Annotated in this window: 10 protein-coding genes, 1 tRNA gene and 2 rRNA genes; 7 read left to right on the top strand and 6 right to left on the bottom strand. The window is 47.1% G+C overall.

Annotated elements, in window-relative coordinates; genetic code table 11:
* Positions 1 to 189: 189 nt before the first annotated feature.
* From IX91_RS14130 to IX91_RS14120, 3 genes are all read left to right on the top strand, one after another.
* Positions 190 to 3,079 (top strand): 23S ribosomal RNA (locus tag IX91_RS14130).
* A 90-nt stretch (positions 3,080 to 3,169) separates the two neighbouring features.
* Positions 3,170 to 3,285 (top strand): 5S ribosomal RNA (gene rrf / locus IX91_RS14125).
* 31 nt (positions 3,286 to 3,316) lie between these two features.
* Positions 3,317 to 3,393 (top strand) — tRNA-Asp (locus tag IX91_RS14120).
* A 539-nt stretch (positions 3,394 to 3,932) separates the two neighbouring features.
* On the opposite strand, the gene glpX is transcribed toward IX91_RS14120, so the two are convergent.
* The gene (glpX, locus tag IX91_RS14115) at positions 3,933 to 4,940 is read right to left on the bottom strand and encodes a class II fructose-bisphosphatase (protein ID WP_004743252.1); all 1,008 of its coding nucleotides are present in this window, start codon (positions 4,938 to 4,940) and stop codon (positions 3,933 to 3,935) included.
* A 313-nt stretch (positions 4,941 to 5,253) separates the two neighbouring features.
* Between glpX and zapB the strand changes: the two genes are divergently transcribed.
* Positions 5,254 to 5,496 carry a cell division protein ZapB gene (zapB, locus tag IX91_RS14110; protein ID WP_004743253.1) on the top strand — a complete coding sequence of 81 codons (243 nt, stop codon included), beginning with the start codon at positions 5,254 to 5,256 and terminating at the stop codon, positions 5,494 to 5,496.
* A 98-nt stretch (positions 5,497 to 5,594) separates the two neighbouring features.
* Here zapB and metF read toward each other — a convergent pair whose 3' ends face one another.
* From metF to IX91_RS14095, 3 genes are all read right to left on the bottom strand, one after another.
* Positions 5,595 to 6,485 (bottom strand): methylenetetrahydrofolate reductase, encoded by an 891-nt coding sequence (gene metF, locus IX91_RS14105; RefSeq protein WP_004743254.1) that lies wholly within the window; start codon positions 6,483 to 6,485, stop codon positions 5,595 to 5,597.
* A 230-nt stretch (positions 6,486 to 6,715) separates the two neighbouring features.
* Positions 6,716 to 9,130: a bifunctional aspartate kinase/homoserine dehydrogenase II gene (locus IX91_RS14100; protein WP_004743255.1), complete on the bottom strand. Its 2,415-nt coding sequence runs from the start codon at positions 9,128 to 9,130 to the stop codon at positions 6,716 to 6,718.
* The gene (locus IX91_RS14095; RefSeq protein WP_004743256.1) at positions 9,130 to 10,296 is read right to left on the bottom strand and encodes an O-succinylhomoserine (thiol)-lyase; all 1,167 of its coding nucleotides are present in this window, start codon (positions 10,294 to 10,296) and stop codon (positions 9,130 to 9,132) included. The genes IX91_RS14100 and IX91_RS14095 overlap by 1 nt, the downstream gene beginning before the upstream one ends.
* A 219-nt stretch (positions 10,297 to 10,515) precedes the next feature.
* Between IX91_RS14095 and metJ the strand changes: the two genes are divergently transcribed.
* On the top strand, positions 10,516 to 10,833 hold the full coding sequence (metJ, locus tag IX91_RS14090) for a met regulon transcriptional regulator MetJ (protein WP_004743257.1): 318 nt from the start codon (positions 10,516 to 10,518) through the stop codon (positions 10,831 to 10,833).
* A gap of 105 nt (positions 10,834 to 10,938) precedes the next feature.
* On the opposite strand, the gene IX91_RS14085 is transcribed toward metJ, so the two are convergent.
* Positions 10,939 to 12,216: a malic enzyme-like NAD(P)-binding protein gene (locus IX91_RS14085; RefSeq protein WP_004743258.1), complete on the bottom strand. Its 1,278-nt coding sequence runs from the start codon at positions 12,214 to 12,216 to the stop codon at positions 10,939 to 10,941.
* A gap of 256 nt (positions 12,217 to 12,472) precedes the next feature.
* The gene (rpmE, locus tag IX91_RS14080; RefSeq protein WP_004743259.1) at positions 12,473 to 12,691 is read right to left on the bottom strand and encodes a 50S ribosomal protein L31; all 219 of its coding nucleotides are present in this window, start codon (positions 12,689 to 12,691) and stop codon (positions 12,473 to 12,475) included.
* 283 nt (positions 12,692 to 12,974) lie between these two features.
* On the opposite strand from rpmE, the gene priA reads away from it, so the two are divergent.
* Positions 12,975 to 15,176 carry a primosomal protein N' gene (gene priA, locus IX91_RS14075; protein ID WP_004743260.1) on the top strand — a complete coding sequence of 734 codons (2,202 nt, stop codon included), beginning with the start codon at positions 12,975 to 12,977 and terminating at the stop codon, positions 15,174 to 15,176.
* A gap of 357 nt (positions 15,177 to 15,533) precedes the next feature.
* Positions 15,534 to 16,541 carry a DNA-binding transcriptional regulator CytR gene (gene cytR / locus IX91_RS14070; RefSeq protein WP_004743261.1) on the top strand — a complete coding sequence of 336 codons (1,008 nt, stop codon included), beginning with the start codon at positions 15,534 to 15,536 and terminating at the stop codon, positions 16,539 to 16,541.
* Positions 16,542 to 16,641: the final 100 nt, after the last annotated feature.

Genomic DNA, 16,641 nt, shown 5'->3' with positions numbered 1-16,641 from the left:
AGATGCGTTGTTATTCAAATTAAAAGTTCTCAAATCCTAATTCTATGAATTAGGTACCAACACACATTCAAGTGTTCTTGGAAACATCCTTGCGATGTTTAATATTTGAGTCCGGCAAAATCGTGTCTGCACATGTATAAAAATGCAGACAACTTTGGTTGTTTAAACAGAGACCCTTTGGGGTTGTATGGTTAAGTGACTAAGCGTACACGGTGGATGCCTTGGCAGTCAGAGGCGATGAAAGACGTAGTAACTTGCGATAAGCCCAGATTAGGTAGTAACAACCATTTGAGTCTGGGATTTCTGAATGGGGAAACCCAACTGCATAAGCAGTTACTGTTAACTGAATACATAGGTTAACAGGGCGAACCGGGGGAACTGAAACATCTAAGTACCCCGAGGAAAAGAAATCAACCGAGATTCCGAAAGTAGCGGCGAGCGAAATTGGACTAGCCCTTAAGCTTTTAATGAGACAGGTGAATGAGCTGGAAAGCTCAGCGATACAGGGTGATAGCCCCGTAACCGACATCTCATCATCAGTGAAATCGAGTAGGGCGGGACACGTGATATCCTGTCTGAATATGGGGGGACCATCCTCCAAGGCTAAATACTACTGACTGACCGATAGTGAACCAGTACCGTGAGGGAAAGGCGAAAAGAACCCCTGTGAGGGGAGTGAAATAGAACCTGAAACCGTGTACGTACAAGCAGTAGGAGCACCTTCGTGGTGTGACTGCGTACCTTTTGTATAATGGGTCAGCGACTTATATTCAGTAGCAAGGTTAACCATCTAGGGGAGCCGTAGAGAAATCGAGTCTTAACTGGGCGTCGAGTTGCTGGATATAGACCCGAAACCAGGTGATCTAGCCATGGGCAGGTTGAAGGTTGAGTAACATCAACTGGAGGACCGAACCGACTAATGTTGAAAAATTAGCGGATGACTTGTGGCTAGGGGTGAAAGGCCAATCAAACCTGGAGATAGCTGGTTCTCCCCGAAATCTATTTAGGTAGAGCCTCGGACGAATACTACTGGGGGTAGAGCACTGTTAAGGCTAGGGGGTCATCCCGACTTACCAACCCTTTGCAAACTCCGAATACCAGTAAGTACTATCCGGGAGACACACGGCGGGTGCTAACGTCCGTCGTGGAGAGGGAAACAACCCAGACCGCCAGCTAAGGTCCCAAATTATAGCTAAGTGGGAAACGATGTGGGAAGGCTTAGACAGCTAGGATGTTGGCTTAGAAGCAGCCATCATTTAAAGAAAGCGTAATAGCTCACTAGTCGAGTCGGCCTGCGCGGAAGATGTAACGGGGCTAAGCTATAAACCGAAGCTGCGGCAATGCGATTTATCGTATTGGGTAGGGGAGCGTTCTGTAAGCCGTTGAAGGTGGATTGTAAAGTCTGCTGGAGGTATCAGAAGTGCGAATGCTGACATGAGTAACGATAAAGGGGGTGAAAAACCTCCTCGCCGGAAGACCAAGGGTTCCTGTCCAACGTTAATCGGGGCAGGGTAAGTCGACCCCTAAGGCGAGGCCGAAAGGCGTAGTCGATGGGAAACGGGTTAATATTCCCGTACTTCTTACAATTGCGATGGGGGGACGGAGAAGGCTAGGTGGGCCTGGCGACGGTTGTCCAGGTTCAAGTGCGTAGGCTTGAGAGTTAGGTAAATCCGGCTCTCTTTAAGGCTGAGACACGATGTCGAGCTACTACGGTAGTGAAGTCATTGATGCCATGCTTCCAGGAAAAGCCTCTAAGCTTCAGATTGTAAGGAATCGTACCCCAAACCGACACAGGTGGTCGGGTAGAGAATACCAAGGCGCTTGAGAGAACTCGGGTGAAGGAACTAGGCAAAATGGTACCGTAACTTCGGGAGAAGGTACGCTCTTGACGGTGAAGTCCCTTGCGGATGGAGCTATTGAGAGTCGCAGATACCAGGTGGCTGCAACTGTTTATTAAAAACACAGCACTGTGCAAAATCGTAAGATGACGTATACGGTGTGACGCCTGCCCGGTGCCGGAAGGTTAATTGATGGGGTTAGACGTAAGTCGAAGCTCTTGATCGAAGCCCCGGTAAACGGCGGCCGTAACTATAACGGTCCTAAGGTAGCGAAATTCCTTGTCGGGTAAGTTCCGACCTGCACGAATGGCGTAATGATGGCCACGCTGTCTCCACCCGAGACTCAGTGAAATTGAAATCGCTGTGAAGATGCAGTGTACCCGCGGCTAGACGGAAAGACCCCGTGAACCTTTACTACAGCTTGGCACTGAACATTGACCCTACATGTGTAGGATAGGTGGGAGGCTTTGAAACCGGTACGCCAGTATCGGTGGAGCCGTCCTTGAAATACCACCCTTGTAGTGTTGATGTTCTAACTTAGACCCGTTATCCGGGTTGAGGACAGTGCCTGGTGGGTAGTTTGACTGGGGCGGTCTCCTCCCAAAGAGTAACGGAGGAGCACGAAGGTGGGCTAATCACGGTTGGACATCGTGAGGTTAGTGCAATGGCATAAGCCCGCTTGACTGCGAGAATGACAATTCGAGCAGGTGCGAAAGCAGGTCATAGTGATCCGGTGGTTCTGTATGGAAGGGCCATCGCTCAACGGATAAAAGGTACTCCGGGGATAACAGGCTGATACCGCCCAAGAGTTCATATCGACGGCGGTGTTTGGCACCTCGATGTCGGCTCATCACATCCTGGGGCTGAAGTCGGTCCCAAGGGTATGGCTGTTCGCCATTTAAAGTGGTACGCGAGCTGGGTTTAGAACGTCGTGAGACAGTTCGGTCCCTATCTGCCGTGGGCGTTGGAAGATTGAAGGGGGCTGCTCCTAGTACGAGAGGACCGGAGTGGACGAACCTCTGGTGTTCGGGTTGTGTCGCCAGACGCATTGCCCGGTAGCTAAGTTCGGAATCGATAACCGCTGAAAGCATCTAAGCGGGAAGCGAGCCCTGAGATGAGTCTTCCCTGACCCCTTGAGGGTCCTAAAGGGTTGTTCGAGACTAGAACGTTGATAGGCAGGGTGTGTAAGCGTTGTGAGGCGTTGAGCTAACCTGTACTAATTGCCCGTGAGGCTTAACCATACAACACCCAAAGGGTTTTGATGGACTCAAAGCAAGAACTTTGAATGTGTAATTACAGAACTTAAAACAGCTTTCCGAATTAAGAATTTGCTTGGCGACCATAGCGATTTGGACCCACCTGATTCCATGCCGAACTCAGAAGTGAAACGAATTAGCGCCGATGGTAGTGTGGGGCTTCCCCATGTGAGAGTAGGACATCGCCAGGCTTTAAATTTAGACTTAGAGTCTAACCAGTGCGGAGCGGTAGTTCAGTTGGTTAGAATACCGGCCTGTCACGCCGGGGGTCGCGGGTTCGAGTCCCGTCCGCTCCGCCACTTATTCTAGACCTCAGCAGCAATGCTGAGGTCTTTTTGTATCTACGGGATTATTTTGCTCTGCGACCAACGAGTCCCGCTTGCCCGCAAGCCCGGCCGTCAGCCACTTATTTAGAAAGCCTAGTCTTACGACTAGGCTTTCGTCGTTTTAGAAGCCCGTTGCTGACGCAACGGGCTTCTTGCGTTTAGTGGAAAGTGGAACGGGCTACGCCCTATGGAACACTTCGTTTCGGGAAAACGGGAGCGGGCTTCGCCCTGCGAGAGGTGAGTGTTGATACTAAGTTGGTAGAGCCGATGGTTTAGAAGGCGTTGACAGGACTCGTCCCCTAAAAGACACAATCCTCCAGTTCTCCAGTTCTCCAGTTCTCCAGTTCTCCAGTTCTCCAGTTCTCCAGTTCTCCAGTTCTCCAGTTCTCCAGTTCTCCAGTTCTCCAGTTCTCCAGTTCTTCGTAGGACGAACTCCGTTCCCACCTCCTGCTTCTTTACCAAACAAAAAAGGCCAGCAGCTGCTGACCTTCTATGATTTTGATGTTCACCTGTTAAAGAATAATATCTCTTACTTCAGGATCTTTACGCTCTAGGTAGTGAGTCGATTTAATACGACGAATAGTACGGCATCGACCACGAATTAACAGAGTTTCAGTCGTAGCGATATTACCTTGGCGAGAGATACCCTCTAGTAGGTCTCCTTTAGTAATGCCTGTTGCAGAGAATACAACGTTATCGCTACGTGCCATATCTTCCATCTTAAGTACGACATTAGCTTTTACGCCCATTTCTTCACAGCGTTTAAGTTCTGCAGCGCCATAGATGCGGTTTTCTTCACTATCACCTTTCACTTCATGGCGAGGCAGTAGTTGACCATGCATATCACCATCCAGTGCACGAATGACAGCCGCTGAAACAACACCTTCAGGAGCACCACCGATACAGTACATAACGTCCACTTCGCTATCAGGCATACAAGTTAGGATAGAAGCAGCAACATCGCCATCTGGCACAGCAAAGACGCGAACACCCATTGCCTGCATTTCTGCGATCACAGCATCATGACGAGGCTTTGCAAGGGTAATGACCACCAGTGTATCTAAAGTCTTGTTCAGCGCTTGCGCGATGTTCTCTAGGTTCTCTTTGAGTGGTTTATTGAGGTCGATACAGCCTTTTGCACCAGGGCCAACAACTAACTTTTCCATGTACATATCAGGAGCTTTAAGGAAGCTGCCTTTTTCACCAGCTGCAAGTACTGCTAGAGCATTAGATTGACCCATTGCAGTCATACGTGTGCCTTCAATAGGATCAACCGCGATGTCTACCTCATCTCCACCAGTACCTACGTTCTCACCAATGTACAGCATTGGCGCATCGTCGATTTCGCCCTCACCGATCACGATCTCTCCACTGATCTCGGTTTTATTAAGTAAGCTGCGCATGACCTCAACCGCAGCGCCATCTGCTGCGTTCTTATCGCCGCGGCCAAGCCACTTGTAACCTGCTAAAGCTGCACCCTCGGTAACTCGAGAAAATGACATTGCTAAATCGCGTTTCATGAAGACTCCAAAGTGTTAGGAAAGAGAGAAAAACAAAAGCGGCAGGATCTTATCATATCAGAAAGGAAACGTTTGCCTTTTTGCTCGAACAGGCATTGAACTGGATCAATCTAACAGGTTAAATTAACAAATAGATGTCGCTCGCTTGAGGGATGTAAGACCATTGTCAATTTACGCTGTTTTTTTAATCGAATGGCAAAAAAACTACAATATAGGGCGTGTTTATCCGCTCTCGGCTGAGTAGAATGGTTGCAAATGGTTTTGGAACATAGGTGACCAAAACCTTCTCCGAATAATAGATAGGTAGGCTAAGATGTCTTTTGAAGTATTAGAACAACTAGAAGCAAAAATCCAAACTGCAGTAGATACAATTGCTCTTCTACAAATGGAAGTTGAAGAACTGAAAGAAGAGAAAGAAAAGCTAGCGACTGAAGCAAACGAACTACGTAGTAACCGTGAAGAGCTAGAACAAAAAGCTCAGCAAATGCAGCAAGAGCACTCTGCTTGGCAAGAGCGCATCCGTAACCTACTTGGTAAAATGGATGAAGTAGAGTAATCACTACTCGTATTTAAAAAGGCTGAACTCTGGTTCAGCCTTTTTGCTTTCTGGGGACAACAATGACCAAGCAGTAATTGGTCATTTTGGAATACTACCTATGCTTTAGGACGAACGCCTAAAGTGTGGCACAGGGCGTAAGTCATTTCCGCACGGTTGAGGGTGTAGAAATGGAAATCCTTAACCCCTTCACGGCTCAATGTACGCACCATGTCAATTGCTTGGCTTGCTCCAACAAGCTGCCTTGTTGTTGGATCATCATCCAAACCTTCAAACTGCTTAGCCATCCATCCCGGAACTTTAACGTTGTTCTGCGCTGCAAAGCGAGAAGCTTGCTTGAAGTTCGAAACTGGTAAAATACCTGGAACGATTTCTACATCAATGCCTGCCGCCACGCAGCGGTCACGGAATCGCAAGTAACTCTCTACGTCAAAGAAGAACTGAGTGATAGCTCGGTTCGCACCGGCATCTACCTTACGTTTTAAGTTAAGTAGGTCAGCTTGAGCGCTTTTTGCTTCAGGGTGAACTTCAGGGAAAGCAGCAACTGAGATATCGAAGTCATGGCGCTCTTTTAGCAAAGTGACGAGGTCAGAAGCGTACATTTCAGGCTTACCACCACCTGGGGGAATATCACCACGCAGCGCGACAATACTTTGAATACCATTTGCCCAGTAGTCATCAGCGATTCGGACAAGCTCTTCACGTGATGCATCAATACAGGTTAAGTGCGGCGCGGCAACTAGACCTGTTTGATCTTTGATCTCTTTGATAATCGAGTGTGTTCTATCTCGCTCACCGGAGTTAGCACCATAGGTAACCGAAACAAATTTTGGTTGTAGAGTCTTAAGGCGGTGCACAGAGTTCCAAAGTGTTTCTTCCATCTTTTCGCTACTAGGTGGAAAAAACTCAAATGACACATTGATATTGTCAGACAGTTCGGCGATATTCTGATTTAAGGCGTCGATATGACCTGCGTGCGTGTATCCCATCTTACTCTCCCTGTGGCCACTCCGTGCCATAAAACTCTAAAATTCCAAATCGACGTTTAGACGTCTATATGTCTACAGAATGTATTGAATACGATTTAATGTCAATAATGTGATTATGAATATTTTTCAACTTAATCATGAGCTGGCTTCAAGTTTAGTTGAAGTAAATTGATATGGGATTGAAAGAGAATAAAGTAAAAAGGCGCCGAGGAGATCAGCGCCTTTGTGAGTTAGAGTAAACTTGAGAGGAGGTTCAAATCAGATTGAATCGCACCTGCGGTGACTTCTCTGCCTGCGCCAGGGCCTCTGATAACAAGTGGATTGTCTTTATACCACTTACTCTCGATAGCGAATATATTGTCACATGGCAGTAAGTTCGCTAGAGCATGCTCTTTGCTTAGCGCTTCAACACCTACCGTTGCAGTACCATTTTTCTCTAATCTTGCGACATAACGAAGCACTTTGTCTTCGCGCTGAGCTTTCTCAAGGCGCTCTGCGAGCAGTTCACTTAATAGCGCACTCTTATCAAGAAATTCATCTAGGGATAGCTCAGCGAGCTCTGTAGGTACCAAACTTTCAACTTTTACCGCTTCTGGTTCCAATGTAAGGCCTGACTCGCGCGCTAGGATGACGAGTTTACGCATAACGTCTGAACCGTCTAGGTCGCTGCGAGGGTCGGGCTCAGTTAAGCCTTGCTGCCACGCTAGGTCTACCAGCTCAGCAAAAGGAACGCTGCCATCGTATTGCTGGAATAGCCACGAGAGGGTGCCTGAGAAAATACCTGATAATGCGATAATGTCATCGCCGCTTTCTCGTAGGTCTCGAACTGTGTGGTTAATTGGCAGCCCTGCACCAACGGTAGCGTTGTAAAGCCAGTGACGATTGATCTTTGCGAAGGCGTCTTGAACCTGATGGTAGTATTGGCTAGAAGCTGACCCCGCGACTTTATTTGCCGAGATCAAGTGCATGCCTTGCTCCGCAATTTCTAAGTAGCGTTGGGCTAAGGTTTGACTGGCAGTCACATCCAACACAACAAGATCATCATAGCCTTGAATAGCACCGAGTTTTTCAATCCAGTCGTTTCCTTCGTGGCTAATCGCTTCGTCATCGAAATGAGCACCAACTTGGCTTGCATCAATTCCTTTCGGGTCGAACCAATAAGTTTGGCTATCAATCACAGCCACTAACTCAAAGTTCATACCATGACGCTTTTCAAGTTCGCTCTTTTGCTCGGTGAACAGTTCTAACCAGCTTGAGCCGATATTGCCTTTACCACACAGGGCAATAGCGACACGTTTCTGGGCTTGGAACAATTGGCTATGAATAGCTTTAACCAAGGGTTTAGTATCGGTTGTGCGTAAAACGGCAACTAAGCTAAGCCCGGACAATGATTCTGAAATAAACTCGACAGGTGAAGATTTCAGTTGCTGGTAGAAACCATAGCAATGGTTGGCATTCTTGGTTACGCCAGCTCCTACCGCTGCTACCATCGAATAACCTTCTTTAAGCTTAATCTCCGCTTCAATTGCCGCATCTTGTAGATACTCTAAAGCGCCGCCCACTATTTCACTTGTGTAAGCGAGACGTAAGCAATGTTGGTCTGCTTGAGCTTCATAAGTCAGTGGTTCAAGCTGTGCTCGCTTGAGGCTTGCAAGTACCTCATTTTCGACTCGTTGGAAATCATGACCAGAGGTGAAATTGAGTTGAATTAATAGCACTTCATCTAGTGATGAGATGATTTTTGCACCGCGACCAGAGGCAAGCACACGTTCTATGCGTGTAGAACCAGATTCTGGTTGGTAGCTGCAACGAAGATGTAGATCCATCGCACTTTGAGCGACGGGTTGTAACGTACGGCTATGCAGTACAGGGGCAGCAAGTCTAGCAAGCTCACTGGCCTCATCTAAGCGTAATAACGGTAGAAGACAGGCATCTGATACTAACCTTGGGTCCGCGCTGTATACACCTGCTACATCACTCCAAATCGTTACGCGTTTCGCTTCTGCCAGCGCGCCGATAACGGTTGCTGAATAGTCAGAACCATTACGCCCTAGTAACACCGTATGCCCTTGGCTATCTTGAGCCATAAAGCCAGTGATCACCACTCTATGATGAGCGTGTTGCACTAATACTTCTTTAGTGAGCGGGTAAGAAGCACCAAAGTCGACTTCAGGCTGAGTGCCCGCTTCAGCACGTAAAAATGCGCGAGCATCCTGAGCCACAGCAGGTAGAGAGTGTTGATTGAGCAGCGCTGCCAATAGGCGTGAAGACCACACTTCGCCATGACCTAAAACGGCTGCTTTCTCTGCTTCGTTGAGCGGATAAGTCAACTCGCCCAAGGTACTGAACTCATCATTTAAAGTAGCGAGTAGCTGCTGTTTTACTTCTCCTTCAATAAGCGTTTCAATCAGCTCGGTTTGAAACTGGCGCAGTGCTTGAAGTTCTTCGTGAGCAATACGGCCATCTTTGCTGAGGGCTTCGAGAAATGCAATCAGGCGGTTGGTGGTTTTGCCTGCGGCAGAAACAACGATCAGATCTTCTGGTTGTGAGTATTCTTTTAAGATACCGACGACACGGCGGTAGCACTCAGGGTCGGCAAGGCTGCTACCACCAAACTTATGGAGTTGACGTTGAATAGTAGACATTAGAAGGCTTCCTTAGCTTTTGCGAAAGCTTGTTCAAGGTCAGCAATTAAATCTTCTGCATCTTCAAGCCCAACCGACAGGCGCAGCAGTTGTTGGGAAACACCAGCCTCTGCAAGTGCTTCCTCTCCCATTGCCCTATGTGTCATTGAAGCAGGGTGACAGATTAGGCTCTCTACACCGCCGAGAGATTCAGCAAGTGAGAAAAGCTCTAGTTCACCAACAAAGAATTTAAGTTGTTCAAAGCTACCCGCGAATTCGAAGCTGAGCATAGAACCAAAGCCAGTTTGCTGCTTTTTAGCAATCTCATGGCCTGGATGCTCAGGCAGGCTAGGATGATAGATGTTACCGACTAAGTCTTGGGTCTGTAAGAAGTCTAAAATTTGGCGAGAGCTCTCCTCATGCACCTTCATACGTGCCCCCAGAGTACGGATGCCGCGCAATGTCATGTAGCTATCAAATGGTGTGCCTGTTGCACCAATACAGTTACCCCACCAAGCTAGTTCTTCCGCGTGTTCTTCGGTTTTGGTAATGACAACACCGCCAATAACATCAGAGTGGCCATTGATATACTTGGTGGTCGAGTGAATAACAAAGTCGGCGCCAAGGTCTAAAGGCTTTTGGAACACAGGTGTCAAAAAGGTATTGTCGACAGCCACTAGAGCGCCAACTTGTTTAGCTTTCTCACATACGTCCGCGATATCGACGACACGAACTAGCGGGTTAGATGGTGTTTCCAATAGGATCAGTTTAGGCTTTTTAGCTAGGGCTTCGGCAAAAGCTTGTTCGTTAGATTGATCAACAAATAGAACTTTGAAATCACCTTTATTTGCGCGGGTATTGAATAGACGGTAAGTACCACCGTAGCAATCGTGCGGTGCGACGATAAGGTCATCTGGGCCAAGGAAAGCGGATACCCATAGATTAAGTGCCGAAGTACCACAGTTGGTCACGACCGCGCCCTTACCTGACTCAAGTTCAAACAGAGCAGTTTCGAGTAGTCCGCGGTTTGGGTTGCCTGAGCGGGTGTAATCGTACTTTGGTACATCACCAAAGGCAGGAAAGCCATAATTTGTCGAGAGGTAAATAGGTGGAACAACTGCGTGATGTTGAGTGTCGGACTCGATACCAGTACGTACCGCGATTGTGGCTGGTTTGCGGGTGCTCATAAGTGTTTCCTTTCGAACTTTAGTGACTTCTATTTGGGAATACGCTATACCTTTATCTTGTTAGATATATGTTATTCCAATCCCATACCTTTCCACTTTACTTATCATTTTTGTGGACGTCAACACTTCTAGACGTCTATATGTCTTTGCTTGTGGCTATAAATACCGCTAAAATTAGGGATTCTATTTTCAACCATAAAAAATAACGAAAGGTGCGCAATGGCAGATTGGAATGGCGAATACATTAGCCCATATGCTGAGCATGGAAAGAAAAGCGAACAAGTAAAGAAGATTACAGTTTCTATTCCATTGAAAGTATTAAAGGTTTTGACTGATGAGCGTACCCGCCGCCAGATTAATAACCTGCGCCACGCAACAAACAGCGAGCTATTGTGTGAAGCTTTTTTGCATGCATATACCGGGCAGCCACTGCCGACCGATGAAGATTTACGTAAAGACCGCCCAGACGATCTTCCTGCTGAAGTGAAAAAACTGATGACAGAGATGGGAATTGAGTTCGAATCTTTCGACGAATAATAAAAATAGTCGCACCTAATTTTCGCACGCTGACGAAACTGAAATTAAAAAAAACCGCTGTCTTAACAGCGGTTTTTTCGTTCTTGAAGAGATTACTCAGCCAATTTATTCGGCCATGTAGTTTTCTGGCATTTCAATGCGAGCAACACCTGAGTCAACAGCGGCCTGAGCAACGGCTTTAGCAACACGAGGTAGTAGACGCGAATCCATTGGTTTTGGAATGATATAGCCAGGACCAAACGACAGAGCATCAACGCCAGCAGCTGCTAGGACTTCAGCTGGCACTTCTTCTTTCGCTAGTTGGCGAATAGCGTCAACCGCTGCCAGTTTCATCTCATCGTTAATTTCACTTGCGCGCACGTCTAGCGCACCGCGGAAGATGAATGGGAAACACAGCACGTTATTCACTTGGTTAGGGTAATCACTACGACCAGTACCCATGATCAGATCACTACGTACATCGTGAGCAAGTTCAGGTTTGATCTCTGGATCTGGGTTAGAACACGCAAAGACCACAGGTTTGTCTGCCATCAACTGAAGAGCTTCTGGTGAGAGTAGGTTAGGGCCTGATACACCAAGGAACAGGTCAGCACCTTCGATAACGTCTTCTAGTGTGCGCTTATCGGTGTTGTTGGCGAATAGCTGTTTGTATTCGTTAAGATCGTCACGACGAGTGTGGATAACACCTTTACGGTCAAGCATGTAGATTTTCTCACGCATCGCGCCACACTTAATCAGTAGCTCCATACATGCTACTGCTGCTGCACCTGCACCGAGACACACAATCGTTGCGTCTTCTAACTTCTTCCCTTGAAGTTCAATGGCATTAAGCATACCTGCCGCGGTAACAATCGCCGTACCGTGCTGGTCATCGTGGAAAACAGGTACATCACAACGCTCAATCAACTGCTTTTCGATTTCGAAACAGTCTGGCGCTTTGATGTCTTCTAAGTTAATACCGCCAAAAGTATCGGCGATGTTAGCAACGGTATCGACAAACTCTTCGATAGTACGGTGCTTTACTTCAATATCAATTGAATCTAAGCCCGCAAAGCGTTTGAAAAGCAGCGATTTACCTTCCATTACAGGTTTAGATGCTAGAGGACCTAAGTTGCCAAGACCAAGAATCGCCGTACCATTTGAGATAACAGCAACCATGTTGCCTTTTGATGTGTACTTGTAGACGTTGTCAGCGTTTTGTGCGATTTCACGTACAGGCTCTGCTACACCAGGGCTATAGGCTAGAGCAAGATCTTTAGCCGTTTCTGCTGGTGTTGTTAGTGCGACTGCAATTTTACCTGGAGTTGGGTAAGCATGATAATCCAAAGCTTGCTGACGAAATTGTTCTTCTGGGGATACTTCTTGGCGATTGTCGTCTGACATAGGTGTAGGTACTCATTAATAATTATATGGAATGGGGAAATCCATTCTAGAGTAACTAAGTCAAGCTGCCTAGGTCAGAATGCGAGCCGAAGCAATAAAAAGTAGTAAATGACTGGAGATAAGACCAGATGAACAGAGATATGGCTAGAGAATATTAAAATTAATAATAGATTACTCTGCAAAATGGATATTGCGTGAGTGACAGATAACAAAAAAGGACGCCTGAGCGTCCTTTTTAGATTCGGCTAAGAAGAAATTATTTCTTGCTTGATAGAGCACCGAAACGCTTGTTGAAGCGATCAACACGGCCGCCTGTATCAACGATACGTTGCTTACCAGTGTAGAATGGGTGACATTTGTCACATACGTCTAGGTGGATAGACTCTTTAGCTAGAGTTGAGTTGAACTCAAAAGAGTTACCGCAAGAACAAGTCGCTTTTACTGCTTTGTATTCTGGGTGGATACCAGCTTTCATGGGAGAACCTCTAAATATAGGCCGTGTCGCTATCCGATTCTAAGCCGGACACCACACGTAGTTAATAAAAAACCTTTTCGGATACCGCTGCTGTAAAGCTAGCCATATCACTAAGGCGCGATATAGTAATGAATACCTGACTTAGGATCAACCAGTTTAGACCCGAAATCGCTACTTTTTTAGCCTAAGTTATTCTTGATGCTTGAATCACGCTCTCTTTCCACTGCTAGGCTTTTCCCTTAGACTAGCCTACGTAACCTCTCACTTAGCTGTATAGCCTATTATGCGACCAACAATTGCGCGCGTGGCATTGCCTGTGCCTCTCGACAAACAGTTTGATTATCAGATCCCTAACCACCTATTTCCTATCATAGGTGGGCGTGTCTCTGTCCCTTTTGGTCGTCAAACTCTGGTTGGCATTGTCACCGCGTTGGTGAATGAGTCAGAGTTCAGCCTTGATAAGCTTAAGCCGATTAAGCATGTGTTGGATAACCAGCCTGTGTGGCCTGAAAAGCTCTACTCCTTACTCTTTTGGTGTAGTCAGTTTTACCAGTATCCGCTTGGTGACACTTTGTTTAATGCCATGCCAAGTGCACTGCGAAAAGGTAAAGACGCTGATTTCGCGACGCTGGTGGAATGGCAGCTCACCGCGAGTGGTCGCGACCAATTGATGGCGGGTTTCGGCCGCGCGGTTAAACAAGCCAAAGTGATGCATATGCTGGAGTCAGGCTCGATTCCGCATCAGCGTTTTGTCGATGAAGAGATCAGTTCATCTGTGCTAAAGACCTTAGCGGAAAAAGGCTGGATTGAATCGATAGAAAAAAGACCAGTGATTCGTGAGTGGAAACATGACGTTGAAGCTGATGTCGATAAGCCAAAGCTAAACTCTGAGCAGGCGGTGGCGATTGCGACAGTGAATAGTAATGAAGGTTTCGCTTGTTACCTGTTAGAGGGGGTAACGGGATCTGGTAAAACGGAAGTGTACCTCAACCTGATTAAGCCTGTGCTTGAGCAAGGCAGGCAAGCGCTAGTTCTTGTGCCCGAGATAGGGTTAACGCCGCAAACCATTAACCGGTTTAGAAAACGTTTTAATGTTCCAGTTGAGGTAGTGCACTCTGGTTTAAATGATACAGAGCGACTTAACGCTTGGCTTAGCGCGCGTGATAACGCCGCTGGCATTGTGATTGGTACTCGCTCTGCACTGCTCACGCCTTTTGCCAACCTTGGCATTATCATTGTTGATGAAGAGCATGATGCTTCGTATAAGCAGCAAGATAGTCTGCGCTACCATGCGCGTGATGTGGCAGTGATGCGTGCCAACAAAGAGCAGATCCCCATTGTACTTGGCTCAGCCACGCCAGCTTTAGAAACTCTACATAACGCCTTGAGTGGTAAGTACCATCATTTAGTGCTTTCTTCCCGAGCGGGAGCGGCGACGCCAACGACCAACAAAGTGCTCGATGTTAAAGGGCTATATCTAGAAAGTGGTCTTTCTGCGCCACTCATCGCCGAAATGCGCCGCCATTTAAAGGCAGGCAACCAAGTGATGCTGTTTTTAAACCGACGCGGCTTTTCTCCAGCGTTGATGTGTCATGAATGTGGTTGGATTGCGGAATGTAAGCGCTGTGATGCTTACTATACCTATCACCAGAACAGCAATGAAATTCGCTGCCACCACTGTGGCTCACAGCAACCGATTATTCATCAATGTCAGGGCTGTGGTTCCACGCACTTGGTGACAGTAGGTGTGGGAACCGAGCAGTTAGAAAAACAGCTTGCTGAACTCTTTCCTGAGTTTAAAACCATTCGAATTGATCGAGACAGCACTCGCCGAAAAGGCAGCTTAGAGAATGCGCTAGGTGCGATTCGTAATGGTGAGTATCAGATCTTGATTGGTACGCAAATGTTGGCTAAAGGTCATCACTTCCCAGACGTTACTCTGGTAGCACTATTAGATGTGGATGGTTCTCTTTACAGCAGTGATTTCCGTGCGTCTGAGCGTCTGGCACAATTGTTTATACAGGTAGCGGGACGGGCAGGGCGCGCAAGCAAGCCGGGAGAGGTGGTGCTGCAAACCCACCACCCAGAACATAGCCTACTGCAAGCGTTATTAACTAAGAGTTATCGCCACTTCGCCGAAACGGCTTTGCAAGAGAGAAAGCTAGCGCAGTTACCACCGTATTCGTTTCTGACTCTGTTTAAAGCGGAAGCTAACCACTCTCAGCCCGTCGAGGAGTTTCTTCGCCAGGTTCGCCATACACTAGAGGCGCATCCTCTGTTTGATGATTATTGCCAAGTGCTTGGTCCGACACCTGCACCGCTAGCAAAACGCGCGGGTAAGTATCGTTGGCAACTGCTGCTGCAAACCCAAAGCCGCCCTGTGATGCAAAAGTTACTTGCAAGCGCTAAGCCTGCAATCCAAATGTTGCCGAATGCGAAGAAAGTGCGCTGGAGTTTAGATATTGAGCCACAAGATCTGAGCTAATTACATGGTAATTTACCCCCATTTTTTGCGACTTCCTGCGACGGGTAGCTATTGAGTTTCTTCATATTCACACCTTTTTCATTTATTTGTGATTCAGGTCTCCTATTGCCTGCCGATTTTGTTAAATCTCCCGTAACTTTGTGTTTTGAAATGAATAAACTAGGTCTTGTGCAATATGTTGCTCTCAGGCCATAGTGTGTGAGTTAAACGTTTGCTCAGTGCAAATAAATGAGAAGATAGGTATTTTAGCCTACAAGTCGACATCAATTTGGCCGTTCAACCGATGAGATGCATTTCAACTAGAGGCTTAGGTGGCGTTTGAGCTGCCAATTTGGAAATGAAGAGGGTTAATTAAATATGGCGACAATGAAGGATGTTGCCCAGCTTGCGGGAGTTTCAACAGCGACAGTGTCTAGAGCGCTAATGAATCCAGAAAAGGTATCGTCAGCGACAAGGAAAAGAGTCGAAGATGCTGTTTTAGAAGCTGGTTATTCACCAAACTCGTTGGCGCGCAACTTGCGTCGTAACGAATCAAAAACAATCATCGCAATCATTCCAGATATTTGTGATCCCTACTACACCGAGATCATTCGAGGAATTGAAGATGCGGCAATGGAGCACGGATACATCGTTTTGCTTGGCGATAGTGGGCAGCAGAAGAAGCGTGAAAGCTCATTTGTAAACCTAGTATTTACTAAGCAAGCGGATGGTATGTTGCTGCTTGGTACCGATCTTCCTTTTGATGTCAGTAAACCTGAACAAAAGAACTTACCGCCTATGGTAATGGCTTGTGAGTTTGCACCTGAATTAGAACTACCTACTGTACATATCGACAACCTAACTTCTGCCTTTGAAGCGGTTAACTACCTAACGCAGATGGGTCATAAGCGAATTGCACAAATCTCAGGCCCTGAAACAGCGGTACTATGTCAGTTCCGTCATCAAGGTTATCAGCAGGCCCTTAGACGTGCAGGGATCACCATGAACCCGAATTACTGCACTTCCGGTGATTTCACCTTTGAGGCTGGAGCGAAAGCAATCCGCCAATTGCTAGCATTACCAGATGCGCCGACAGCGGTGTTCTGTCATAACGATGCAATGGCGATTGGGGCGATTCAAGAGGCGAAGAAGCTAGGTCTGCGTGTTCCGCAAGACCTCTCCATTGTAGGGTTTGATGATATTCACTTTGCTCAATACTGCGATCCACCGTTAACGACCATTTCTCAGCCTCGCTATGAAATTGGCCGTCAAGCAATGCTTATGATGCTTGAGCTGCTGCGTGGGCATGATGTTCGCGCAGGGTCGAGATTGCTTGAAACCAAGCTGGTGGTACGTGAAAGCGCTGCGCCACCAAGAGTGCTTTAGAGTCCAACCTTTGCAAGCGGCGCATTTTTGATGCGCCGCTTCCATTTCTACTCTGTCATAACTGCACAATCTGCTTTAACATATCGGCAGTGGTAATTGA

The organism is Vibrio tubiashii ATCC 19109 (genome assembly GCF_000772105.1).
Classification (GTDB): domain Bacteria; phylum Pseudomonadota; class Gammaproteobacteria; order Enterobacterales; family Vibrionaceae; genus Vibrio; species Vibrio tubiashii.
Note: the sequence above shows the minus strand (reverse complement) of the source record. Positions and strands in the feature narration are given on the sequence as shown.